Source organism: Pseudomonas sp. 8BK (assembly GCF_902506475.1).
Taxonomy (GTDB): domain Bacteria; phylum Pseudomonadota; class Gammaproteobacteria; order Pseudomonadales; family Pseudomonadaceae; genus Aquipseudomonas; species Aquipseudomonas anguilliseptica.
Window position 1 is genome coordinate 3,537,982 of the sequence record NZ_LR733252.1, and the last position, 22,656, is coordinate 3,560,637.

21 protein-coding genes are annotated in these 22,656 nt (G+C 59.5%); 5 read left to right on the plus strand and 16 right to left on the minus strand.

Features of this window, described 5'->3' with window-relative positions; all coding sequences use genetic code 11:
* Positions 1 to 55: 55 nt before the first annotated feature.
* From ACIN8IBEIGE_RS16530 to flgB, 11 genes are all read right to left on the minus strand, one after another.
* Positions 56 to 1,735: a flagellar hook-associated protein 3 gene (locus tag ACIN8IBEIGE_RS16530; RefSeq protein WP_160015615.1), complete on the minus strand. Its 1,680-nt coding sequence runs from the start codon at positions 1,733 to 1,735 to the stop codon at positions 56 to 58.
* A 30-nt stretch (positions 1,736 to 1,765) separates the two neighbouring features.
* A complete protein-coding gene (gene flgK, locus ACIN8IBEIGE_RS16535; protein WP_160015616.1) occupies positions 1,766 to 3,805 on the minus strand; it encodes a flagellar hook-associated protein FlgK in 2,040 nt (679 codons plus the stop codon).
* Between the two features lie 6 nt (positions 3,806 to 3,811).
* Positions 3,812 to 4,984: a flagellar assembly peptidoglycan hydrolase FlgJ gene (gene flgJ, locus ACIN8IBEIGE_RS16540; RefSeq protein ID WP_160015617.1), complete on the minus strand. Its 1,173-nt coding sequence runs from the start codon at positions 4,982 to 4,984 to the stop codon at positions 3,812 to 3,814.
* A 13-nt stretch (positions 4,985 to 4,997) separates the two neighbouring features.
* Positions 4,998 to 6,101, minus strand: a complete 1,104-nt coding sequence (locus tag ACIN8IBEIGE_RS16545) for a flagellar basal body P-ring protein FlgI (protein WP_160015618.1) — start codon at positions 6,099 to 6,101, stop codon at positions 4,998 to 5,000.
* A gap of 11 nt (positions 6,102 to 6,112) precedes the next feature.
* Positions 6,113 to 6,853 carry a flagellar basal body L-ring protein FlgH gene (gene flgH, locus ACIN8IBEIGE_RS16550; protein WP_160015619.1) on the minus strand — a complete coding sequence of 247 codons (741 nt, stop codon included), beginning with the start codon at positions 6,851 to 6,853 and terminating at the stop codon, positions 6,113 to 6,115.
* Positions 6,854 to 6,974: 121 nt separating this feature from the next.
* Positions 6,975 to 7,760 carry a flagellar basal-body rod protein FlgG gene (flgG, locus tag ACIN8IBEIGE_RS16555; protein ID WP_090387555.1) on the minus strand — a complete coding sequence of 262 codons (786 nt, stop codon included), beginning with the start codon at positions 7,758 to 7,760 and terminating at the stop codon, positions 6,975 to 6,977.
* A gap of 46 nt (positions 7,761 to 7,806) precedes the next feature.
* Positions 7,807 to 8,547: a flagellar basal body rod protein FlgF gene (locus ACIN8IBEIGE_RS16560; protein ID WP_160015620.1), complete on the minus strand. Its 741-nt coding sequence runs from the start codon at positions 8,545 to 8,547 to the stop codon at positions 7,807 to 7,809.
* Between the two features lie 208 nt (positions 8,548 to 8,755).
* On the minus strand, positions 8,756 to 10,132 hold the full coding sequence (gene flgE / locus ACIN8IBEIGE_RS16565; RefSeq protein ID WP_160015621.1) for a flagellar hook protein FlgE: 1,377 nt from the start codon (positions 10,130 to 10,132) through the stop codon (positions 8,756 to 8,758).
* Positions 10,133 to 10,175: 43 nt separating this feature from the next.
* On the minus strand, positions 10,176 to 10,844 hold the full coding sequence (gene flgD / locus ACIN8IBEIGE_RS16570; protein ID WP_160015622.1) for a flagellar hook assembly protein FlgD: 669 nt from the start codon (positions 10,842 to 10,844) through the stop codon (positions 10,176 to 10,178).
* Positions 10,845 to 10,869: 25 nt separating this feature from the next.
* Positions 10,870 to 11,313 carry a flagellar basal body rod protein FlgC gene (flgC, locus tag ACIN8IBEIGE_RS16575; protein WP_160015623.1) on the minus strand — a complete coding sequence of 148 codons (444 nt, stop codon included), beginning with the start codon at positions 11,311 to 11,313 and terminating at the stop codon, positions 10,870 to 10,872.
* A 15-nt stretch (positions 11,314 to 11,328) separates the two neighbouring features.
* Complete coding sequence (gene flgB, locus ACIN8IBEIGE_RS16580) at positions 11,329 to 11,736, minus strand: flagellar basal body rod protein FlgB (protein WP_160015624.1); 408 nt, start codon at positions 11,734 to 11,736, stop codon at positions 11,329 to 11,331.
* A gap of 353 nt (positions 11,737 to 12,089) precedes the next feature.
* Here flgB and ACIN8IBEIGE_RS16585 point away from each other — a divergent pair, with 353 nt between their 5' ends.
* Positions 12,090 to 12,308 carry a bacterioferritin-associated ferredoxin gene (locus ACIN8IBEIGE_RS16585; RefSeq protein WP_090387562.1) on the plus strand — a complete coding sequence of 73 codons (219 nt, stop codon included), beginning with the start codon at positions 12,090 to 12,092 and terminating at the stop codon, positions 12,306 to 12,308.
* A 197-nt stretch (positions 12,309 to 12,505) separates the two neighbouring features.
* Positions 12,506 to 12,976, plus strand: a complete 471-nt coding sequence (bfr, locus tag ACIN8IBEIGE_RS16590) for a bacterioferritin (RefSeq protein WP_090248283.1) — start codon at positions 12,506 to 12,508, stop codon at positions 12,974 to 12,976.
* 71 nt (positions 12,977 to 13,047) lie between these two features.
* Here the strand turns inward: bfr and grxD are convergent, their stop codons facing one another.
* Both grxD and ACIN8IBEIGE_RS16600 read right to left on the minus strand, forming a co-directional pair.
* A complete protein-coding gene (gene grxD, locus ACIN8IBEIGE_RS16595; RefSeq protein WP_160015625.1) occupies positions 13,048 to 13,374 on the minus strand; it encodes a Grx4 family monothiol glutaredoxin in 327 nt (108 codons plus the stop codon).
* Positions 13,375 to 13,494: 120 nt separating this feature from the next.
* The gene (locus tag ACIN8IBEIGE_RS16600; protein WP_160015626.1) at positions 13,495 to 15,603 is read right to left on the minus strand and encodes a molybdopterin oxidoreductase family protein; all 2,109 of its coding nucleotides are present in this window, start codon (positions 15,601 to 15,603) and stop codon (positions 13,495 to 13,497) included.
* A 308-nt stretch (positions 15,604 to 15,911) separates the two neighbouring features.
* Here ACIN8IBEIGE_RS16600 and argF point away from each other — a divergent pair, with 308 nt between their 5' ends.
* Together argF and ACIN8IBEIGE_RS16610 are read left to right on the plus strand one after the other, a co-directional pair.
* A complete protein-coding gene (gene argF / locus ACIN8IBEIGE_RS16605) occupies positions 15,912 to 16,832 on the plus strand; it encodes an ornithine carbamoyltransferase (RefSeq protein ID WP_160015627.1) in 921 nt (306 codons plus the stop codon).
* On the plus strand, positions 16,829 to 17,935 hold the full coding sequence (locus tag ACIN8IBEIGE_RS16610; RefSeq protein WP_160015628.1) for an ABC transporter ATP-binding protein: 1,107 nt from the start codon (positions 16,829 to 16,831) through the stop codon (positions 17,933 to 17,935). The genes argF and ACIN8IBEIGE_RS16610 overlap by 4 nt, the downstream gene beginning before the upstream one ends.
* Before the next feature lies 1 nt (position 17,936).
* Here the strand turns inward: ACIN8IBEIGE_RS16610 and ACIN8IBEIGE_RS16615 are convergent, their stop codons facing one another.
* Positions 17,937 to 18,737: a PhzF family phenazine biosynthesis protein gene (locus ACIN8IBEIGE_RS16615; RefSeq protein ID WP_160015629.1), complete on the minus strand. Its 801-nt coding sequence runs from the start codon at positions 18,735 to 18,737 to the stop codon at positions 17,937 to 17,939.
* A 341-nt stretch (positions 18,738 to 19,078) separates the two neighbouring features.
* On the opposite strand from ACIN8IBEIGE_RS16615, the gene ACIN8IBEIGE_RS16620 reads away from it, so the two are divergent.
* Positions 19,079 to 20,308, plus strand: coding sequence for a hypothetical protein (locus ACIN8IBEIGE_RS16620; protein WP_160015630.1), 1,230 nt, complete (start codon positions 19,079 to 19,081; stop codon positions 20,306 to 20,308).
* A 34-nt stretch (positions 20,309 to 20,342) separates the two neighbouring features.
* Here ACIN8IBEIGE_RS16620 and ACIN8IBEIGE_RS16625 read toward each other — a convergent pair whose 3' ends face one another.
* Together ACIN8IBEIGE_RS16625 and glpK are read right to left on the minus strand one after the other, a co-directional pair.
* Complete coding sequence (locus ACIN8IBEIGE_RS16625) at positions 20,343 to 21,119, minus strand: ABC transporter substrate-binding protein (RefSeq protein ID WP_160015631.1); 777 nt, start codon at positions 21,117 to 21,119, stop codon at positions 20,343 to 20,345.
* A 46-nt stretch (positions 21,120 to 21,165) separates the two neighbouring features.
* Positions 21,166 to 22,653 carry a glycerol kinase GlpK gene (gene glpK, locus ACIN8IBEIGE_RS16630; protein ID WP_160015632.1) on the minus strand — a complete coding sequence of 496 codons (1,488 nt, stop codon included), beginning with the start codon at positions 22,651 to 22,653 and terminating at the stop codon, positions 21,166 to 21,168.
* Positions 22,654 to 22,656: the final 3 nt, after the last annotated feature.

A 22,656-nucleotide genomic window follows, 5' to 3' on the forward strand; every position in this document is an offset into this window, starting at 1 on the left:
GATAGGCCGCGCCGACGCTTAACGTTCAAGCGTAGCGCGTCTTTAGGCGGGGGATTTAACGCAGCTGATTAAACAGATTCAATCCGGCAATCTTCACGTAGCTCTGCTGCGCGGCTTCAAGAATGATGGTCTGGAATGACAAACGTGATAGCGCTTCGGCGTAATCCAGCTCACGCAGATCCGCTTGTACGGCCTTGTTGACCAGGGTGACATCTTCGTTATCAATTTCAGTGGTGTCGATCAGGTTCAGCCGAGCACCGATTTCCGTCTGCACTTCGAGAACTTTACCCATACCGTTATCAAGATTGGTCAGGGCAATCGCTACTTCATCACGCACACCAAGATTACCGGCGGGTGATGTAGGAGATGATTCCAGCGCCTGACGCAAACGGCTGATGGTGTTGAGAATACTACGCTGCTCCTGGAACTGCGGCTGTACGCCGAACTCGTCGCCGCCGGCAACCGCTGCTGGGGCAGACAGGGTGAAGTCAGCACCAAATACGCTGAATGTTGCCGGATAGGGACCAACCACCGTGCCAGTAGCAAGTACCGGGCTACCCGGTCCTACAGGCTGGGAGTAGACCTCGTAGTTGGTGTCATCGGTAAAGCGCAGCACGATACCGGACGTCGGGAACTGACTATCGAAAGTTGCCTGGTTGCTGATGCCTGCTGGAGCGACGATCGCAGCAGAGTTATTGGTTGATGAGCGATTGACGGCAAAGTCCGTCGGTGCCGACTGCAACGTGAAACTATGAGTATTGATACCCGGCGTTCCCGGCGTGGCGGTATTAGCCAGCAGGTTGTCTAAATCCAGCTCGTTGTCGCCAGGCTGCAATACCACATCCAACTGGAAGCGCATGCCGCGGAAATTGATGGTATTGCCGCCACTAACCAAGGGGTCAATCAAACCGCCACCCGGCACCTCGGACGTAACGTCAGCACCGGCGCTGTCATAAATACGGAACTCAGTGCCACTGATAAACGCCAGAGAATAAGGCTCGCCAGCGCGGAAATCACTGTTGAAGGTCTGATTGTCCTGCACCAGACCAGGCGACATAAATACCCGCTGATCTGCCGTCGGTAGCGCCGGAATGTTTGTAGCCGGTAATGGCGGTGTCGGCAAAGCGGGGTTATTGACACCAAGAGCATTGATAATCCGATTGGCATTGCTCACATCTTCGAACAGGCGCTTGCCGTTATCGTTGATCGCCACGTTACTTGAACCGGCTACCTGTAAGCTGCGCTGGCCTTCATCACCCTGATAGGAATAGGTGCCATCAGGGTTACGCAGAAAGGGTTCAGTCTTGCCGAGAAAGCCGCTGAACAGGTACTCGCCACGGGCGTTGCGGCTGTTCATCAGGTTAAGCAGCTCGCCCTCACGCTCACCCAGCTCCTTGGCAATCGATTTACGGTCATCGGCTGATAGTGCCCCTCCGCCGGCTTGCACCGCCAACTCGCGGATACGCTGCAACACGTTAACCACCGAGGTGATGGTGGTTTCTTCCTGGGTCAGGCTGTTTTTCGCCGCGGTGAGGTTTTCCTTGTACTGCCCCAGTATCGCCTGTTGCTGTTCGAGCTGGAGCAGACGCACCGATGCTACCGGGTCATCGGCCGGAGTAAGAATACGGTTACCGCTGCTGATCTGCTCCTGGGTGCGGATCAGGTTGGAATAGTTACGCCCAAGGCCACTGACACCGTTATTGAAGGCCTGGATCGAAGAGATGCGCATAACCATAAAACTAACCTCGAAGTTCTAGACGGCGCGTCAGAACGTGTTAATCAGTGTATCGAACAGGCTGCGGGCAACTTGAATGATCTGCGCCGAGGCCTGGTAGTACTGTTCGAACTGAATCAATTTGGCCGCCTCTTCATCCAGATTGACCGCTGAAATCGAATCACGGTTGTCGGTGGCCTGCTTGAGAATGGCGCCAGTAGCCTCGCCATCGACCCGCGCCTGGCTGGTCAGGGTACCCACCCGCTCCACCAGATCACCATATGCATCGGTAAAGCTTGAACCTGTGGTAGCCGGGGCCAACGGGTTGATGCCGATCGTCGCGCGATTCTGCAGGTCGATCAGCTTCAAGGCGTTACGGTTATCAGACACCCCATTGGTGTTAAAGGAAACCGAAAAATTATCGCCGGCTTGCGGCCGACCGCTGATGGTCACCTCGTAATCGAAGGGCACTGGCACCGCAGGTGGGCCGGCTGTCGCCGGAACAGTGATGGTCAGGGTATTGTTCTGCCCCGGCACGATTACCCCGGTATCAATGACGTTGCCATTGATATCCACCACGTCATAGCCCTGAGTTGCCCCACCACCGGCACCCATGACGATGCGCAGCGGCGGCGCATTGCGCAGACTGGTTTCCAGATCGGTTTGAGCTACCGGGTCATAGATATCGATCTCAGTCAGCAGGGTTGGCTGACTGATCACACCGGTACCGATATTCGCCGGGCTGGTTTGTGATTTCAGTGGCGCAGCAAAAGCCAGCTCTTCCGGCCGCTTCATATCCGCGCGGATGGACTCACCCGCATTGCGCGTCGGCATTACCCGAAAGCGATCCCCGGCGGCAAAGGTGCCACTGGCGACGTTCAGCGAGATGCCGTCGAACTCCGCCGCTGGTACCACGGTGATGTCAAAGGGGCCAAAGCTGGTGCCATCACTGACCCGCCGCACGGTGTAATCCGTGGCGTTGGTGAATTCGACTTCGTAATCGCTGGTGGTCAGCTGAGTGGTATCTTCGATTAGCACATTCAGGTTGGCTAGGGGGTCGCTGTTGCCAACCCTCGCCAGGCTGCGCTGCCCAATCAGAATGGGGTCATTGAGTTCACGAAACAGACCGTTACCGAACTGGCCATTGAGGTCCAGGCCCTGACCCAGCTGACGGTTGACTTGATCGGTTATGGACAAGGCCAGACGCCCGACCGAATTCATCGTGGTGTCCAGCACATCTTCGCGGTAGCGGATCAGCCCACCCATCTCGCCCCCGCTAATCAGCGAAGTGATGCCCTGGCGGGCACTGCCGCTGACAAACTGCACCTCGCTGCGCAGCGGGTCGGACAACCCCGGAGTCACTTCCAGGCGCGCCGCCGTGCTACCCACCACCAGCGGTTGGCCGGAGCCGACAAACAGGTTGTAGCTGCTGTCATCCTGAGCCACCACCGTCACGCCAATAAAGGTCGACAGCTTGCGCACCGCTTCCTCGCGGGCGTCGAGCAGATCATTGGGCTGCTGTCCATTGGATGCGGCAATGGCGATGGCATCGTTGTAACCGGCAATCGAGGTGGCCAACTGGTTGACCTGATCAGTCACTGCCGACAGCTGCTTGTTGATAAAGGCGTTCTGCTCGTACAGGCGGTCGTACACCGTATTGAAGCGCTTGGCCAAGCCCTCGGCTTCGGACAGCACCAGCTGCCGTGCCGGGATATTGGCCGGATCCTCGGCGGCGGTTTGCAGCGCGGCAAATACCTTCTGCAGGCCGGGGTTGACCCCGGTGGTGCTACCGGCCAACAACGAGTCGAGCTGATTGATCTGCCCCAGGTAGGACTGCACATCGCTGTTCAACGCCGTGCTGCTACGCACCTGGGTGTTGAGAAACTCGTTATAGATGCGTCGCACATCAACCAGCGTGGTGCCCGAGCCGATATAGCCCGCGCCACTGAACTGCGGAATACGCGTGGCCTGCACCGTCTCCTGGCGCGAGAAGCCCGGTGTATTGACGTTGGTGATGTTGTGGCCAGTGACTGCCAGCGAAGTCTTGTTCGCCGCGAGTCCGGACAGGCCAATATTGAGTAGGTCAGCCATCTTTCATCATCCGTTGGTGGACGGCGTAGTGACGGCCGCAACCGTCTGATAGGTCTGCATCTGCCGCGCTATCTGAGCAATCTTGCGGGCATACTGCGGGTCGGTGGCGTAGCCGGCTTTCTGCAACTCACGGGCGAACTGCTCAGGCTTGTCGGTATTGGCCAGGGCCTTCTCGTAGCGGCCATTGCCCTGCAGGAAGCTCACGTAGTCTTCAAAGCTGTGGGCAAAAGACTCATAAGCGCGGAACGAGGCCGCCTCTTTGACTGCCTTGCCCCCCTTGAACTCAGTGGTCAGCACCCGCGCCGAGTCACCTTCCCAGGTGTTGTGGGTCTTGATGCCAAACAGGTTGTGGCTGCTGGTGCCGTCCTGCTGACGAATGATCGATTTGCCCCAACCGGTTTCCAGCGCGGCCTGGGCCACCAGATAACGCGGATCAACACCAATCTTCTCGGCAGCCTTCTCCGCCATCGGCAACATGGCAGCAATAAATTCATCCTTCGAGCCGAACGCAGCTTTGCCCGGAGCCAGTGGCGGCTGGGCAATCCGCCGGCCGGTGATCGCGTCCATGCCGCTCAAGCCCAACGCGGTATCGGCGGGTGCGGCAAAAGCTTTGGCGGGAATCCAGTCGTTCTGCGCCAGGGGCTGGCCGTCGGCGGCAGTGGCCGATGGCACGATGCCGGCCAGCAGACGATCAGTCAGCTTGCCCGGCAGAGCCAAACGCCGCTGGTTGATCAATAACGTATCGTCACGCGTGCTGTCGACCTTGGCCAGTGGCTTGCTCGGCGCATTCGGCACCGGCTCATTCACCTGGGCAAACGGATTGGGACGACTGTCCGCATTCTTGATCTTCGACATCTGCCGCACCAGCACATCGGCCAGGCCGATGCCGTTCTGGTGGTTGGACAGGGTCACGGACAACTGCTGGTCGTGCATGTCCTGATAGGTCTTGCTCTCGTTGCTGTTCATGAAGTTGCCTTCACCGAACACTTCGTTGGCCGAGCGCATGGCCTTGAGCATTTCATTGAGAAACAGCGACTCAAACTCCTGAGCCACCTTCTTGATGTTCTTTTCGCTGTCGCCGCCGACCTTGAACTGGTTGAGGCGATTGAGATCGTTATAGGCACCACTGTCGACAGTGCTGGTGCCGCCGAGCAAACCGGCTGAAAGGCGAGAGTCCATGGCGTGTGCTCCCTTAAATCACGATCAGATCAGCCTGCAGAGCGCCGGCTTGCTTAAGCGCCTCCAGGATGGCCATAAGGTCGGAAGGCGAAGCGCCTACCTGATTCACCGCGCGGACGATTTCATCCAGCGTGGTCCCCGGGCCGAACTTGAACATCGGCTTGGCTTCTTCATCAGCATTCACCCGCGAACGTGGCACCACGGCGGTCTGACCGCCAGACAGTGCTTCCGGCTGGCTGACAATCGGGTCTTCGGTAATGGTTACGGTCAGGCTGCCGTGGGTCACTGCGGCAGGCTGCACGCGCACGTTCTGACCAATCACGATGGTGCCGGTGCGCGAGTTGATAATGACCTTGGCCACGGCCTGTCCGATTTCGACTTCGAGATTTTCCAGAATCGACAGGTAGTCCACCCGCTGACCTGGATCGAGCGGCGCGCTAACCCGAATCGAGCCGCCATCGACGGCCTGGGCCACGCCAGGGCCAAGCAGCTCGTTGATATGGTCGACGATATTCTTAGCGGTGGTGAAATCCGGACGATTAAGGTTGAGGGTCAGGGTATTGCCCTGATCGAAACCGCTTGGCACTGGCCGCTCGACCGTCGCGCCGCCAGGAATGCGCCCCGCCGACGGTACGTTGACGGTAATCCGCGAACCGTCGCCGCCTTCGGCGTCAAAACCGCCGACCACCAGATTGCCCTGGGCAATTGCGTAGACGTTGCCGTCGATACCCTTGAGCGGCGTCATCAGCAGACTGCCACCGCGCAGGCTCTTGGCATTACCGATGGAGGACACGGTGATGTCGATGGTCTGCCCAGGCTTGGCGAACGCCGGGAGGTCAGCATGGATCGACACTGCGGCAACGTTCTTCAGCTGCACGTTGCCGCCCTGCGGCACCTTGATGCCGAACTGCGCCATCATGTTGTTGAAGGTTTGCACGGTGAACGGCGTCTGCGTGGTCTGGTCACCACTGCCGTTCAGACCAACCACCAGGCCGTAACCGATCAACTGGTTGGTGCGCACGCCCTGAATGCTGGCCAGGTCCTTGAGCCGCTCGGCCTGAGCCAGCGACGCCATCAGCAAGGCGGCTACAACCACTAGGTATTTGGGAAACGTCATAGTGGCCATCCTCAGAACGGCCACATTGGGCTAAGAAAGAAACGACTCATCCAGCCCGGCTGACTGGCATCGGCAAAGGCGCCGGTACCCGAGTAGGTGATGCGTGCATCGGCAATCCGAGTCGAAGACACGGTATTGTCGGTGGCGATGTCATCCGCCCGCACCAGCCCGGCAATCCGCACCAGCTCATCGCCGGTGTTAAGGGTCATCCACTTCTCCCCGCGCACCAACAGGATGCCGTTGGGCATCACTTCAGCCACCGAAACGGTAATCGAACCGGTCAGGCTATTACTCTGCCCGGCTGCGCCGGAGCCATCAGCCGAACGAGTGGCGTCAAAACTTGAGCCCAAACTCAGGTTCTCAGCAGTCATGCCAAGCCCTTCGGCCACGCGCCCTAGAGCACCAATAGCAGTCAATGGGTTCTGCGGAGAAACAGTCATACCAAACAGGTTAGGCACGCCAAGGTTGGCCGAACTGTCTTTGCTGATCTGGCTGTTGGTGTTCTTGCTGGCCTGGGTGCGCTCATTCAGGGTGATGGTGATGATGTCACCCACCCGATAAGCCTTGCGATCACCGAACAGACTATTCTCGAAACCGGCCTGATAGATCGAACCATTGTTCTGCGCCGCCGGCAGCGGAGTACGCGGCATCACCGGAGCGTAATAGGGATCATCCGGCTTAGGCGCGGGAGCCATGCAGCCGCTCAAAGCCAGGGGGCCAAGCAGTGCACTAATGATTATCAGCCGGTTCATATCTACTACCTCATGCGTTGTCTGGGATGGTGCGTAACTTGAGCCACCAGTACCCGTTCAAGCGATTCCTTGCTGTATCCAAAGCCAGGCCAGCCGCAGCGCGACTAACCGGCCCTACCTATCAAAGATTCTGCGAAAGAAAACCGAGCATCTGGTCAGCAGTGGAAATGACCTTGGAGTTCATTTCATAGGCGCGCTGGGTGGTGATCATGTTCACCAGCTCCTCGACCACGCTGACGTTGGAGTTTTCCAGGGTGTTCTGCAGCATCACGCCCAGGCCATTCAAACCAGGCGTACCGACCTGCGGCGCACCGCTGGCGGCGGTCTCGAGGAACAGGTTGTTGCCGATCGCTTCCAGGCCCGCCGGATTGATAAAGTCGGCGGTTTGCAGGTTGCCCACGATCTGCGGCTGCGGGTTGCCGGCGGTGGTCACCGATGCAGTGCCATCCTCGCCCACGATAAAGGTGCGTACCTCGTTAGGCAGCACGATGGCCGGCTCCAGGGCATAGCCATTGGACGTCACCACCTGGCCATCGGAGTTGAGGTGAAAACTGCCATCACGGGTATAGGAAACCGTACCGTCAGGCAGCAGCACCTGGAAGAAACCGCGACCGTTGATCGCCATGTCCAGCGGCTGCTCGGTGGTCTGCAGGCTGCCCTGGGTATGAATCTTCTGCGTACCGACAATCCGCACCCCGGTACCCAGTTGCAGGCCGGTAGGCAGCTGGCTGTCCTGACTGGACTGGCCACCTGGTTGACGGCGGATCTGGTACAGCAAGTCTTCGAACTCGGCGCGATCACGCTTGAAGCCGGTGGTCGAGACGTTGGCCAGGTTGTTGGAAATGGTGGTCAGGTTCATGTCCTGAGCGGACAGACCGGTCTTGCTGACCCACAGTGAAGGAAGCATATCGATTCTCCTCGGGCGTCGGTTTAACGACGCCGCGTGCTGATAATTAGGTCATCTGCAAGACGCGAGCCATCGCCGCCGAGTTGTCCTCGGCAGTGCGCATCATCTTCACTTGCAGTTCGAATTGGCGGGACAGGGAGAGAATTGCGGTCATCTCTTCCACAGCATTGACGTTGCTCGACTCGAGAAAGCCCGAGGTGACCTCCATATTGGCATCCGCCAACACCGGGCCCTGCCCCTTGAAGCGGATCATCCCGTCGACACCCTTCTCCATCTGTTTGGGATCGGGGTTGACCAGCTTCAAACGGTCAACCTCGGCCAGCACGTTGGGATCCTCGCCCAGAGCGCGAATGCTGATGGTGCCGTCCTTGCCGATCTCGATCTTCTGTTCTGGCGGCACGGCAATCGGCCCGGCGTTGCCCATCACCGGCAAGCCATTGCCGGTACGCAGCACGCCCAGGGCGTCAACGTTCAGGCTAGCGGTACGCACGTAGGCTTCAGTGCCATCGGGTGCCTGTACGGCCAGCCAACCCTTGCCGCCAACCGCCACATCCAGATCGCGACCGGTTTCCTGCAGCGAGCCAGGCGTGAAATCGGTACCCGGGCGTTCACTCATCGCATAGACCCGCGACGGATAACTGTCACCGAAGATCGGCATAGAGCGCGCCTGCTCGTAATCGCGACGAAAGCCGCTGGTCGAGATATTCGCCAGGTTGTTGGCGTGGGCACGCTGGGCCAGGGTGTTGTTGTGGGCACCAGTCATGGAAACGTACAGCATCTTGTCCATAGTCATTCTCCGAGTTGGGCTTGCCGCCCGCTGCTCTATGCAGACCACAAAGCAATAGCTATGCCACACTCGAAAAATAACTATAAGCAACTGATATTTATGAATTTTTAAAAAACAAAAGGCTCCCGAAGGAGCCTCTGTACAACCTGAACGGCGTAGTCTTGCCGCCTGCGGCAGACGGCTTGCCTGCCGCAGGCAACGCCACTTATCAACGCAGGTTGATAATGGTCTGGGTCACCGCACTCTCGGTCTCGATGGTCTTGGCGTTGGCCTGATAGTTGCGCTGCGCCACGATCAGGTTAACCAGCTGATCCGACAACTCGACGTTGGAATCCTCCAACGCCCCCGACTGCAGGGCACCCAGGGTGCCACTACGCGGCGTACCGACCACCGGCTCACCCGACTGGAACGACTGCACCCAGGCGGTCTTGCCGACCGGCGTCAACCCCTGCACGTTGGCGAAGTTGGCCAGCACCACCTGCCCTTGCACCCGCGATTGACCGTTGGTGTAACGGGCAAAGATTACCCCGGTATCGTCGATCTCCAGCCCCGACAGCTGGCCGGTGGTGTAGCCGTCCTGGCTGACGCTACTGACGGCAAAGGCACTGGCAAACTGCGTGGAGCCGCGCATGTCGAAGGTAAAGCCGGCGGTGGCGCTGTCGGCCCCGTTGGGCACCAGGTTGCCGGTGACCGGGTCACGCTCGGCCGGAATCCAGTCAGCCTGGGCATAGGGAATCACGCCATTCACCGTACCCACCGGGATGGCCGGCGCATCCAGGGCGGCGTTGGGCGGGATGCCTGCCAGCGGGGTAAATGCCGGCGTCGCCAGCTGCCCCGCCGCATCATAGTTCAAGTCATAACTGAAAGGTCGCGTGCTGGTGGGGTCACGCGGGTTTACCCCGTCGATCAGCACATGCATGGTCCAGCTGTTGTTGGCCGGCGCCGCATCCTTGACGAAATACTGCGTCATGACATGGGAGTTACCCTGACTGTCATAGATATTCAGCGAGGTCGAGGAGTTATAGGACAGCGGGTCGGTAGGATCAAAGGTCGGAGCGGCCATGGTGCCGGCGTTGGTCGGCCGCACATTGGTCGAGTTGACGTTGAATGTCTGCAGGATGCTCTCGGTTGCACGTGGCTCCTGGCTGGCAGTCTGGATCTGCAGGTCATCGACCACGCCGTTCTGCAGGTTGCCGTTGGCATCAACCGCATAGCCCTGCAGCCGGTAGCCGAAGTTGTTGACCATAAAGCCTTCACGGTCAGTGCCGAAGTAACCGGCGCGGGTGTAGCTGACCTCGCCATTGTTGCTGGTGACGAAGAAGCCATTACCATTGATGGCCAGGTCCAGGGCGTTTTGCGTGTAATTGATATTGCCCTGATTGAACAGCTGCGACACATCCGCCAACAGCACGCCACTGCCCTGCGGGTTCGAGCCAGAACCCAGCACGGAGGCGGCATAAACATCGGCAAACTCGGCACGCGACTGCTTGAAACCGGCAGTCCCGGCGTTGGCGATGTTGTTACCGGTCACGTTAAGGTCACTGGTCGCCGCACGTAGACCGCTAAGACCGATATTGAAACCCATGGAAGACTCCTTTGCCGGAAAGCCGGCGGCTAAAACCTGCTAGTTACTGACCGATTACCTGGACTTGCGACATTGGCACGCTGCCAAGCCCAGCCAGGTTCAACATCAACTCCTTGCCACCCAGGGTCACGCTGTCTACGTTGGCCGGCAGCATGGTGTAGAGGCCCTTGGTGCCATCGGCGTAGGTGGCCTGCGCCTCGAACTTGTAAGTGCCGGGCGGCAACAGATTGCCGCCGGAATCCTTGCCATCCCAGATAAAGCTGACATTGCCGGCCGCCTGCTCACCCAGATTGACGCGCCCTACCGCAGCGCCAGCCTTGTCATAGATATTGACGTAGACGTTGCTGCTGCTGACCGGCAATACCAGGCTGGCCTTGAAGCTCTCGCTGGTATCAACCACCGCCTTGTCGCTCGGGACAATCACCTTGCGCCCGACCAGCGAGGACGCCTGCAGCGCCTGGGACGACTGATAGCCGGTAAGCAGCGAACCCATGCTGGTGTTCAGCTTCTCGATGCCCTCTACCTGGCTGAACTGCGCCAGCTGGGCGATAAACTCACCATTGCCTTGCGGCTCCAGCGGGTTCTGGTTATTCAACTGGGCCACCAGCAAGTTGAGGAACTCATTCTTGCCCAGGTCCTTGTTTGTCTTGGTCTCGTTCTTGATCTGGTATTGATCCAGTGCCGAACCACTGACATCGCCAACAGTACTCATGGGATTACACTCCTTTTCCGTTGGCTTACTGACCCAGAGTCAATACGCGCTGCATCATCTGCTTGGCTGTGTTCATCATTTCCGTGTTGGTCTGAAAAGCCCGACTGGCAGAAATCATGTCGGCCATTTCTTCCACCACATTGACATTGGGGTAATACACGTAGCCGCCCGCATCAGCTGCTGGATGATTGGGCTCATAACGCGGCATCAGGCTGCTTTGATCCTCGACCACACCGAGCACCTGCACGCCCACACCAGCGTTGTCCTGATCGGCAAACAGCGAACCACGATCACCGTCCTGCGCCGACTGGTACACGGTGGCAAACACCGGATGACGCGCGCGGTAAGTCTGATCAATGCTCGAGGAAACCGTCTCGGCGTTGGCAATGTTGCTGGAGATGGTGTTCAGACGAGTGCTCTGCGCGCTCATCCCCATTCCGGCGATATTGAAAACACTGGCAAGTGACATGGCATCAGGCTCCTGTTATTCGCCGCGCAGGGCGTTGACCAGCCCTTTGAATTTGCTGTTGAGAAAGGTAAAGCTGGCCTGGAATTGCACCGAGTTCTCGGCGTAATTGGACTGCTCGATCTGCAGGTCGACGGTGTTCTGATCAATCGAGGGATGGAACGGGGTGCGATACGCCAAGCTGGCATCCCCGACGATCACGCCATCCGCAGGAATATGCTGGCTGTCAGTCCGATTCAGGCTCACCTGGCCGCGCTGGTTCTTCGCGCTTTGCTCAGCCAGCACGGTGGCGAACTGCAGATCGCGCGCCTTGTAGTGCGGCGTGTCGGCGTTGGCGATGTTGTTAGCCAACACCTCGGCACGCTGAGCGCGAAAGCCCAGTGCCTGTTCATGGATGCCGAGTGCCCGATCGAAACTGATGCTCATGGTCAGAAACCTTTGCCGGTTGGTGTTGCTACTTTCCGTGCAAGACCATAAGCAATGCCTGTGCCAAAATATTTTCTCTTTATTTATCAATAGCTTGACCGATAAATATCACGACAGGAGCGGCAAAGCGGCAAGCGCTTTCCGCCTTTGGGCAAGCAAGCGGCAAGCGGGTCTGGCCTAATTGCCGCTCACACGGAAGACCACAACGGCAAGCTATATGATCACCACGGAGCCAGCTCCTGCCCGCAACCGCCCGTCAGGCAATCCGCAATCATCCACACACAGCTTTGACAAGCATTCTCATTAACATTAGTATCCGTCGCACGAACCACTGCCCTGCCACGAGCCTTAATATGTACGTGTGTCTCTGTGAAGGTGTTACTGACGGCCAGATCCGCGAAGCCATCTACGAAGGCTGCTGCAGCTATCGTGACGTGCGCGCCACCCTCGGCGTTGCCAGCCAATGCGGCAAATGCGCCTGTCTGGCCAAGCAAGTGGTACGTGACACCCTGAGTGAAGTGCAGAGCAGCCAAGCGGCTATGGCCTACCCAGCAAACTTTGTTGCCGCCTAATATTTAGCGATATAAAAGAACCGGACCTAGTGTCCGGTTTTTTTATGCCTGAAATTCAATACCTTAACGCCCAAGCGCAGAACTTAAGCATTCGTATTCATATTAATTTTAACTTTAAATTCAAACACTTAGGTTTGACAGCCGAAAACCATCGGCCCAGAATTTAGCGCTAACTCCCCTGCAAGGCAGACGCAGACATGAAAGGCGACAAGAAGGTCATCCAGCATCTGAACAAGATCCTCGGTAACGAGCTGGTCGCGATTAACCAGTACTTCCTGCACGCACGCATGTACGAAGACTGGGGCCTGAAGAAACTCGGCGAGCACGAGTACCACGAGTCCATCGACGAGATGAAGCATGCGGACAAGCTGATCAAACGCATCCTCTTCCTCGAAGGCCTGCCTAACCTGCAAGACCTCGGCAAGATCCTGATCGGTGAAAACACCAAGGAAATGCTCGAATGCGACCTGAAGATCGAACACAAGGCGCACATTGATCTGAAAGCGGCGATTGCCTATTGTGAAAGCATCGGCGACTACGCCAGCCGCGAACTACTGGAAGAAATCCTCTGCTCCGAGGAAGACCACATCGACTGGCTGGAAACCCAACTCAGCCTGATCGAAGCCGTGGGCCTGCAGAATTATCTGCAATCGCAGATGGACGAATAAGCCAAACGCTTACGCCATAAACAACAAACCCCGCACTTGGCGGGGTTTGTTGTTTATGCAGTCGGCTTAACTCAGGCGTCAGCTTTCTGCACAGCGTCCTTGATCAGGGTCTGCAGCTCACCCTTTTCGAACATTTCAGCAAGGATGTCGCTGCCACCGACCAGCTCACCACCCACCCACAGCTGTGGGAAGGTTGGCCAGTTGGCGTACTTCGGCAGATTGGCGCGGATTTCCGGGTTTTGCAGGATGTCGACGTAGGCGAATTTCTCGCCACAGGCCATCACAACCTGCGCAGCCTTGGAGGAAAAGCCGCACTGCGGAGCGTTCGGCGAGCCTTTCATGTACAGCAGAACGGTGTTTTTGGCGATCTGCTCTTTGATGGTTTCGATGATATCCATTGGGCACCTCAGGACTTAACTTCCCGACTCACGGGTCGGCACGGTGGCGGCATTGTAGCGAAAAGCCGAGCGCAATGCTCGGCCTTCCCAGGCACTTTCCTCAAGCCAGATAAGACCTGCTCAAGCAGCCTCAACCTGTACCGGCACCCCGTTCAACGCCGCATTGCCGGACAGGACATCAAGTTGCCGCTCATCAGTCAGATCATTGGCACTGGCACCTGGCTGTTCACTGGCGATGCTCATCTGCACACCGGGCCGCGCATGCCCCCAGCCATGCGGCAGGCTGACCACGCCGGCCATCATGTCTTCACTGGCGGCCACTTCCACCTCAATCACCCCGACCCGCGAACGCACGCGCACCAACTGGCCATCGGTCAGTCCGCGCTGGCTCAGATCCGCTGGGTGCATCAGCAGCTGATGACGCGGCTTGCCTTTAACCAGGCGGTGGTAGTTGTGCATCCAGGAGTTATTGCTGCGCACATGGCGTCGACCGATCAGCAGCAGCTCATCCGCCTTGGCCGTCGGCAGCTCCGCAAAGCGCTGCAAGTCGGCCATGATCACCGCGGGTGCCGCCTGAACCTGCTTGTTGGCGGTTTTAAGACGACCCGCCAGGTTGGGCTTGAGCGCCCCCAGATCGAGCCCATGCGGGTGCTCACGCAGCGTAGCCAATGACAGCTTACGCTCCGACTTGTCGCCGTAGCTGCCAAAGCGCAGGCCCATGTCGATCATCTGCTCAGGTGCCATGGTCGGTTTGAGTTCCACGCCAGTCTTGGCGGCAAAGGCCTTGGCCAGGCCGACGAAAATTTCCCAGTCATGCAGCGCGCCGACAGGCTTGGCCAGCACCGCCTCATTGAAGCGAGTGACATTACGTACCGCGAACATATTAAAGGTGGTGTCGTAGTGGTCGTGTTCCAGCGGCCCGGTCGGCGGCAGGATCAGGTCGGCATAGCGCGTGGTTTCGTTGATGTAGAAGTCGATGCTGAGCATAAACTCCAGACCATCCAGCGCCTGCTCCAGCTGCCGACCGTTGGGGGTGGACAGCACCGGGTTGCCCGCCACCGTGACCAGCGCGCGCACCTGCCCTTCACCCTCGCTGAGCATTTCCTCGGCCAGGGCCGACACCGGTAACTCGCCGCCGTACTCCGGCAAGCCGGACACGCGACTCTGCCAACGATTGAAGTGCCCGCCAGACGTCGAGGCCACCAGGTCCACGGCCGGCTCGGTGCAGAGCACTCCGCCCACTCGATCAAGATTGCCGGTGACCAGATTGATCAACTGCACCAGCCACTGACACAAGGTGCCGAAGGCCTGGGTAGATACCCCCATCCGGCCATAACAAACAGCCGAATCGGCAGCGGCAAAGTCTCGCGCCAACTGGCGAATCGTTTGCGCTGGCACGCCACAGCGGGCGCTCATAGCTTCGGCGGCAAAGCCGGCAATCGCCTGACGCACCTCCTCCAACCCATCGACGGTCAGATGACTGACGCGGCCAAGGTTTTCTTCAAACAGGGTATTGAGCAGGCCGAACAGCAGCGCAGCATCCTGACCGGGACGGACAAACACATGCTGGTCGGCAATCGCAGCGGTTTCGCTGCGCCGCGGGTCGACCACCACCAGCTTGCCGCCGCGTTTCTGGATAGCCTTCAGGCGCTTTTCCACGTCCGGTACGGTCATTATGCTGCCGTTGGAAGCCAGCGGGTTGCCACCGAGAATCAACATAAAGTCGGTGTGGTCGATATCCGGAACCGGAATCAGCAGGCCATGGCCGTACATCAGGTGGCTGGTCAAGTGATGCGGCAGCTGATCGACCGAGGTGGCGGAATAACGGTTGCGGGTTTTCAGTTGGCCAAGGAAGTAGTTGCTGTGGGTCATCAGGCCGTAGTTGTGCACGCTCGGATTGCCCTGATAGACCGCCACGGCGTTCTGCCCATGCCGCGCCTGGATCGTGCTCAGGCGCTCGGCCACCAGCTCAAAAGCTTCATCCCAGTCAATGGCCTGCCATTCATTGCCCACCCGGCGCATGGGCTGACGCAGGCGGTCGGGGTCGCTCTGGATATCCTGCAGCGCTACGGCCTTGGGGCAGATATGACCACGGCTGAAACTGTCCTGGGCATCGCCTTTGATCGAACGGATCTGCGTGGAGCCGTCGTCCTGCACTTCGGTTTCAATGGTCAGACCACAAATGGCTTCACAGAGATGGCATGCACGGTGGTGGAGGGTTTTGGTCATGGCCGAGCCTCTTGTTTTGATTCGATGCACGCAGCACCGCAAACCATGACTATGGCGGCTGCCTGCACTCTGCACCAGCAGGGTTCGTTACGTGAATTGCCCGGCATCAGGTCAGCAGATAAATGGTTCCCGCGCCAACACCACGCGCCTGAAAGCAGCAGGCAATTTGCGCCTGATCGGCGTTTGCTTATAAGATCGCGACTTCCCCGTTTCGTCGCATAGTGCGGCCCCCCAGCCGCAGGTTCTGCCGTTTCTTCTATTTAATTAGGCCATTGAACCTGCGCCCAGCTGTCAAAAGGTAGTTAACGATGAGCGCAAGACACTTTCTCTCGCTGATGGATTGCACACCGGACGAACTGGTGAGCCTGATCCGCCGCGGCATGGAGCTGAAGGACTTGCGCAACCGCGGCGTACTCTTCGAGCCGCTGAAGAATCGCGTACTAGGCATGATCTTCGAGAAGGCCTCGACCCGCACCCGCTTGTCGTTCGAAGCCGGCATGATCCAGCTTGGCGGCCAGGCCATCTTCCTCTCGCCGCGCGACACTCAGCTGGGCCGTGGCGAGCCGATCGGCGACGCGGCCATCGTCATGTCGCGCATGCTCGATGCGGTGATGATCCGCACCTTCGCCCACAGTACCCTGACCGAATTTGCCGCCAACTCCCGCGTACCGGTGATCAACGGCCTGTCCGACGATCTGCACCCCTGCCAACTGCTGGCAGACATGCAGACCTATCAGGAGCATCGCGGCAGCATAAAGGGCAAGACAGTGGCCTGGATCGGCGACGGCAACAATATGTGCAATTCCTATATAGAAGCGGCCATGCAGTTCGACTTCCAACTGCGCGTCGCCTGCCCCGAGGGCTATGAGCCAAACGCCAAATTCCTCGCCGCCGCAGACGACCGTGTGCAGATAACGCGTGACCCGCTTGCCGCCGTTGCCGGCGCACACCTGGTAAGCACCGACGTGTGGGCCTCGATGGGTCAGGAAGACGAAGCCGCCGAACGCCTCAAGCTGTTCCAGCCTTACCAGGTCAACCGTGCACTGCTGGATGCCGCCGCCGACGACGTACTGTTCCTGCACTGCCTACCGGCTCACCGTGGCGAGGAAATCAGCGAAGATCTGCTCGATGACCCGCGCTCGGCCGCCTGGGATCAAGCCGAAAACCGCCTGCATGTACAGAAGGCGCTGCTCGAATTTCTGGTTGAGCCGGCGTATCACCACGCATGAACCAGCCGCTGCTGAACCTGCGTGACCTGAGCTGCGGCTACCCCGGACACAAGGTGGTACAGAACCTCAATCTGCATCTGAATGCCGGCGATATCGGCTGCCTGCTCGGCCCATCGGGTTGCGGCAAGACCACCACACTGCGAGCCATCGCCGGTTTTGAGCCGGTGCTGGAGGGCGAGGTCCAGCTGGCCGATCAGGTTATCTCCAAGGCCGGTTTTACCCTGGCCCCCGAGAAACGCCGAATCGGCATGGTATTCCAGGATTACGCGCTGTTCCCGCACCTGAGCGTGGCCGAGAACATCGGCTTCGGCATCCGCAAGCAAGCCAATTGCGAGCGGGTTACCCAGGAGCTGATGGAACTGGTCAAACTTGGCCACCTCGGCAAACGCTACCCGCACGAGCTGTCCGGCGGCCAACAGCAACGCGTAGCCCTGGCCCGTGCTCTCGCGCCGGAACCACAACTGCTGCTGCTTGATGAGCCGTTTTCCAATCTGGATGGCGAGCTGCGTCGGCGCTTGAGCCATGAGGTGCGCGACATTCTCAAAGCCCGGGGCACCAGCGCGATTCTGGTGACCCATGACCAGGAAGAAGCCTTCGCCGTCAGCGATCACGTCGGCGTATTCAAGGAAGGCAAGCTGGAGCAGTGGGACACCCCATTCAACCTCTACCACGAACCGCTAACGCCGTTTGTCGCGAGTTTTATCGGTCAGGGCTACTTTATTCGCGGCCAGCTGCTCAGCCCGGACTCGGTGCAAACCGAACTGGGCCTGATTCGCGGCAACCGCGCCTACACCTGGCCAACCGGCAGCGCGGTGGACGTGCTGCTGCGCCCGGACGATATCGTGTACGACCCGGACAGCACGCAAAAGGCGCTAATCGTCGGCAAGACCTTCCTCGGTGCAGCGACCCTCTATCGCCTGCAGCTTGCTACTGGCAGCCAGCTGGAATCGATCTTCCCCAGCCATGCCGATCACCTGCCCGGCCAGCAAGTCGGTATCCGTGTCGCTGCCGACCATCTAGTAGTATTCCCCGCACCCGGCAGCATCGCCGCCCAGGTCAACCTGGGTGAATCCGGCGTGCGTCGCTACAGCAGCGACAGCTGACCTACTCCAACAGCAACCGGCCACTGGCGATCAACAACGCCTGGCCGGCGATCTGTACACGCTCACCGACCAGCTCACAATGCAACTCGCCGCCGCGCGCAGAACACTGGAAGGAGCGGAGCCGGGTCTTGTCCAGACGCTGCGCCCAGTAGGGGGTAAGGATGCAGTGGGTCGAACCAGTTACCGGGTCTTCATTAACGCCGATGGAGGGGGCGAAATAACGCGAGACGAAGTCATGCTGCTCACCGGGGGCGCTGATCAGCAAGCCCAACCCCGGCAACGAGGCAACAGCGGCCAGGTCCGGCTGATAAGCCCGAACCGCCGCCTCGCTAGGCAAAATCGCCAGCAGTTCCTGAATCCCCTGCCCCCCATGCAACGCCAGCACGCGCTCTACCGGCAAGCCCAGGGCCTGCTCAACTTCTGCGTGTAAGTCGCACGATTGCGCACGGCGCACAGGGAAATCCAGTACCAGCTTGGTACCTACGCGGCTGACCCGCAGCGCGCCGGACAAACAGGTGAAATCAAGCACATCACCCGGCTCGCCGTAAACCTTGAACAGCACATGGGCACTGGCCAGGGTGGCATGGCCGCACAACGGCACTTCCGCCGTTGGGGTAAACCAGCGGATATGCCAGGCCACCCCCTCCTTCACCACAAAAGCGGTTTCCGCCAGGTTGTGCTCGGCGGCAATCTGCTGCATCAGCGCGTCGTCAAGCCAGCGCTCCAGGCGATAGACCATCGCTGGATTACCGGTAAATGGCTGCGTGGCAAAGGCATCGATCTGGTGAAATTCAAGCTGCATGGGGCGACGCTCCTTATCGGTGATGGCGCAGAGCATGCCGCAGCACACCAACGCATTCCCACTACAGCGGCCGACGATTGCGCCGGTACAGCTGCACTGTCCGAATGCGCGGCGTGCAGCGACAGTGCACAGGCTAATCGCCAAAGATTCTTAAAAATTCACTAATTCTTCAAAAATCAGCAGCTTATAAATCCTGGCACGCCGCCTGCTATGAGCCACCCCGGTCAGCACAACGGCGTGTCTGCCACTCAACCGACAACGACGTCATAGCACCCTCTCCTTTCGAGACATGGGCGCTGTGGCGTTTTTTTTTGCGTTTTTTGGCTTACAGGAAGACCGCTATGCACATGATGAAACTGTCTCTGCTGTCGCTGGCCATTGCCGGCACCACCCTCAGCCACGCCGCCCTCGCCGAAGAAGACTTCAGCAAGCTGTTCAGCGAGGCCAAGCCGATTCTCGACGCACGCTACCGCTATGAGCATGTCGACCAGGACAACGCCCTCAAGCACGCCAACGCGCAAACCCTGCGCACCCGCGTAGGCGTACAGAGCGGTAAGTGGTACGGCCTGTCGGCGCTGATCGAGGCAGACAACGTCAGCCGCATCGGCGACGCCAGCTACAACGAAACCCGCAATGGCCAGAGCGAATACTCGGTGGTCGCCGACCCCGACGGCAGCGAGATCAACCAGGCCTTGCTGCGCTACGACCACCAGTACGGCAGCGCGGTACTCGGCCGCCAACGGATCAACCTGGACAATCAGCGCTTCGTGGGCGGCGTGGCCTGGCGGCAGAACGAGCAGACCTACGACGGCGCCCTGGCCCAGCTCAAGCCGCTGGACGGGCTGACCCTGACCTACGCCTATATCGACAACATCAACAGCATCTTCGGCCCCGGCAACGGTCGCTACGACAGCGCCGCCAACCCGGCCAATATCGAAGGCCACAGCCACCTGCTCAACGCCCAGTACATCCTGATGCCGGAACTGACCGCCACCGCCTACCAGTACCGCCTGGGCCTGGACAACCTGACGGCGGGCAGCCAGTCGAGCAAGACCACTGGCCTGCGCCTCAACGGTGCGGTCAAAGGCCTCAGCTATGTGCTGGAATACGCGCAGCAGAGCGAATATGCCGACAACCCGCTGGATCTGGATAGCGACTATTACCTGGCTGAACTCGGTTACAGCCTCAAGGGCGTGGCGCTGAAAGCCGGTTATGAAGTGCTTGGCGGCGATGAAGGCCCAGGCAACCGCGCCTTCCAGACCCCGCTGGCGACCAAGCATGCGTTTCAGGGTTGGTCTGATATCTTCCTGATGACGCCCGCTGGCGGCGTCAAGGATGCCTACGCCGGCGTCACCGCGCCGTTGCTGGGCGGCAGCCTGCAGGCCTGGTACCACGACTTTCGCGCGGAACAAGGCAGCAGCCAGTACGGTGAGGAGATCAACCTGTCCTACGCCCACCCGATTCCCGGCGTGAAGGGCCTGGTTGGATTGGTTAAATACGCCAGCTACGACGCCGACGACTTTGCCGTGGATACCGACAAAGCCTGGCTGCAAGTGCAATACAGCTACTGATGGTCGCGGCCCCGGCAACGGGGCCGTTTTCTACTCAGGGCGTGCCCACTCCATAGGCTTGCAGCAGCTGCTGTAAACGGCCATTGGCCCGATAGCGCTGCACGCCCTGCTCGAACAACGCGAGATAGCGTGGGCTGGACTCCAGCGCAGGGGAGAACGCCAGGTAGATCGGCACATCCGGGCTGCGGCAGCCAGCCTCACGCAGCGCCCCCTCCCGCCCCTGGCTGGCCAGCATGGCTTGCATCACCCAGGCGTTTTCCAGCACCACATCCACACGGCCATGGCTCAGCTTGCCGATATTCAAGGCCAACGCCGTGTCACCGGCGGCAATCTGAATGCGTTCGCTGTCGCCGTGATGCAGGGCGATATAGGTGTTCAGCTCATCGCCGTAGCTGTAGTCATTGATGACCCCAAGGCGTTGCTCGGCGAGCGATGCGATGCCGGTAAAGCGCCAGGTGGAATCCGGCAAGGTAAAAAAGCAGTTGCGTGACGACGCCACGGGCGTGGCGCCAAAGAGAAAGTCCGGGGCATCCTCGACGCCCGCGCCGATCGCCGCATTCAACTGCCCACGGCGCACCTGTTGCAGGGTTCGCGCCCAGTTCAGCGCCTGATACTGCACCTCGATCCCGGACTCGGCGAAGATCTCCCGCGCCAGCTCAACAAAGATGCCTGGCCGCTCGGAGCCTGGCTGACAATTAACCGGACACCAGATATCCCCGGCAATCACCAGCGTCTCTGCCCGCGCCCAGCCGGCAAAGCCAAGCAGCATCAGCAACAATCCACGAGCAACCAGCTGGCGGCATATCGACATGCAGGGCTCCAAAGACCAATAATCTTGCAGCGAGTTTTACCACCCCTCAGCCTTCGCTGCGCACCCTTTTCACCGCATCCAGCCAACCGTCGTAGAGCTTGCTGCGGTGACTGTCAGCCATGCGCGGATCGAACCGCTGCTGACGGTGCCAATGCCGGGCAATACTCGCCAAATCCTTATAAAGCCCGGCTTGCAGACCGGCTAGATAGGCCACGCCAAGCGCCGTGGTTTCCGTAACTTCCGGGCGCTCTACCGGGACACCAAGAATGTCGGCAAGAAACTGCATGACCCAGTTGTTTTCCACCATGCCGCCATCGACCCGCAGCGCACTCGGTTCGGCCGCGCCGTCCTGGCGCATGGCTTCGAGCAGATCACGGGTCTGATAACACACCGACTGCAAGCCGGCGGTGACGATTTCCTTGATCCCGGTATCGCGGGTCAGGCCGAAGATTGCACCACGGGCTTTCGGGTCCCAGTACGGCGCGCCCAGACCGGTAAAGGCCGGCACCAGATACACGCCGCAGGCATCACCGGTCTGCTCGGCCATCGCCTCGGTATCGCGGGCATGGCTGATCAGCTTGATGCCGTCGCGCAGCCACTGCACGGCGGCGCCAGCGACAAAGATGCTGCCTTCCACCGCATAGGTGACCTGGCCATTCAGCCGATAGCCAACCGTGGTCAGCAGGCGATTTTTCGAGATCACCGGCGTGCCGCCGGTGTTCTGAATCATGAAACAGCCGGTGCCATAGGTGCTTTTGACCATGCCGGGCTCGAAACACGCCTGACCGATCAGTGCCGCCTGCTGATCACCGGCCATGCCCAACACCGGAATGGCGGCGCCGAGCAAATTAGCTTCGGTAATACCGAAATCAGCGGCGCAATCGAGCACCTCCGGGAGCAGGCTGGCGGGAATCTCAAACAGCTTGAGCAACTCTTCATCCCACTGCTGGGTGTGGATGTTGAACAGCAAGGTGCGCGAGGCGTTGCTAGCGTCAGTCTTGTGCGACTTGCCACCGGTCAGGCGCCACAGCAGGAAGGAATCCACGGTGCCAAAGCGCAATTCACCACGCTCGGCACGCTCAAGGGCGCCGGGCACTTTATGCAGAATCCAGCGCAGCTTGGTGGCCGAGAAATACGGGTCAATCAGCAGCCCGGTTTTGGCCGCCACGGCTGCCTCATGCCCGGCGTCTTTCAGTTCGGCGCAATAGTCGGCGGTGCGCCGGTCCTGCCAGACAATCGCCGGATGGATCGGTGTACCGGTCTGCGCATCCCACACCAGGGTGGTTTCACGCTGATTGGTGATGCCGATGGCCGCCACATCACTGGCACTCAGGCCGCTCTGCTTGAGCGCCTCACGGCAGACCTTGAGGGTGCTCAGCCACAGCTCTTCACCATCATGTTCAACCCAGCCATCCTGCGGGAAATACTGTTTGAACTCCTGCTGCGCACGCGCCACGGGCAGCCCTTGGGCACTGAAGACAATCGCCCGGCTGCTGGTGGTGCCCTGGTCGATGGCAAGCAGGTAATGAGACATGCA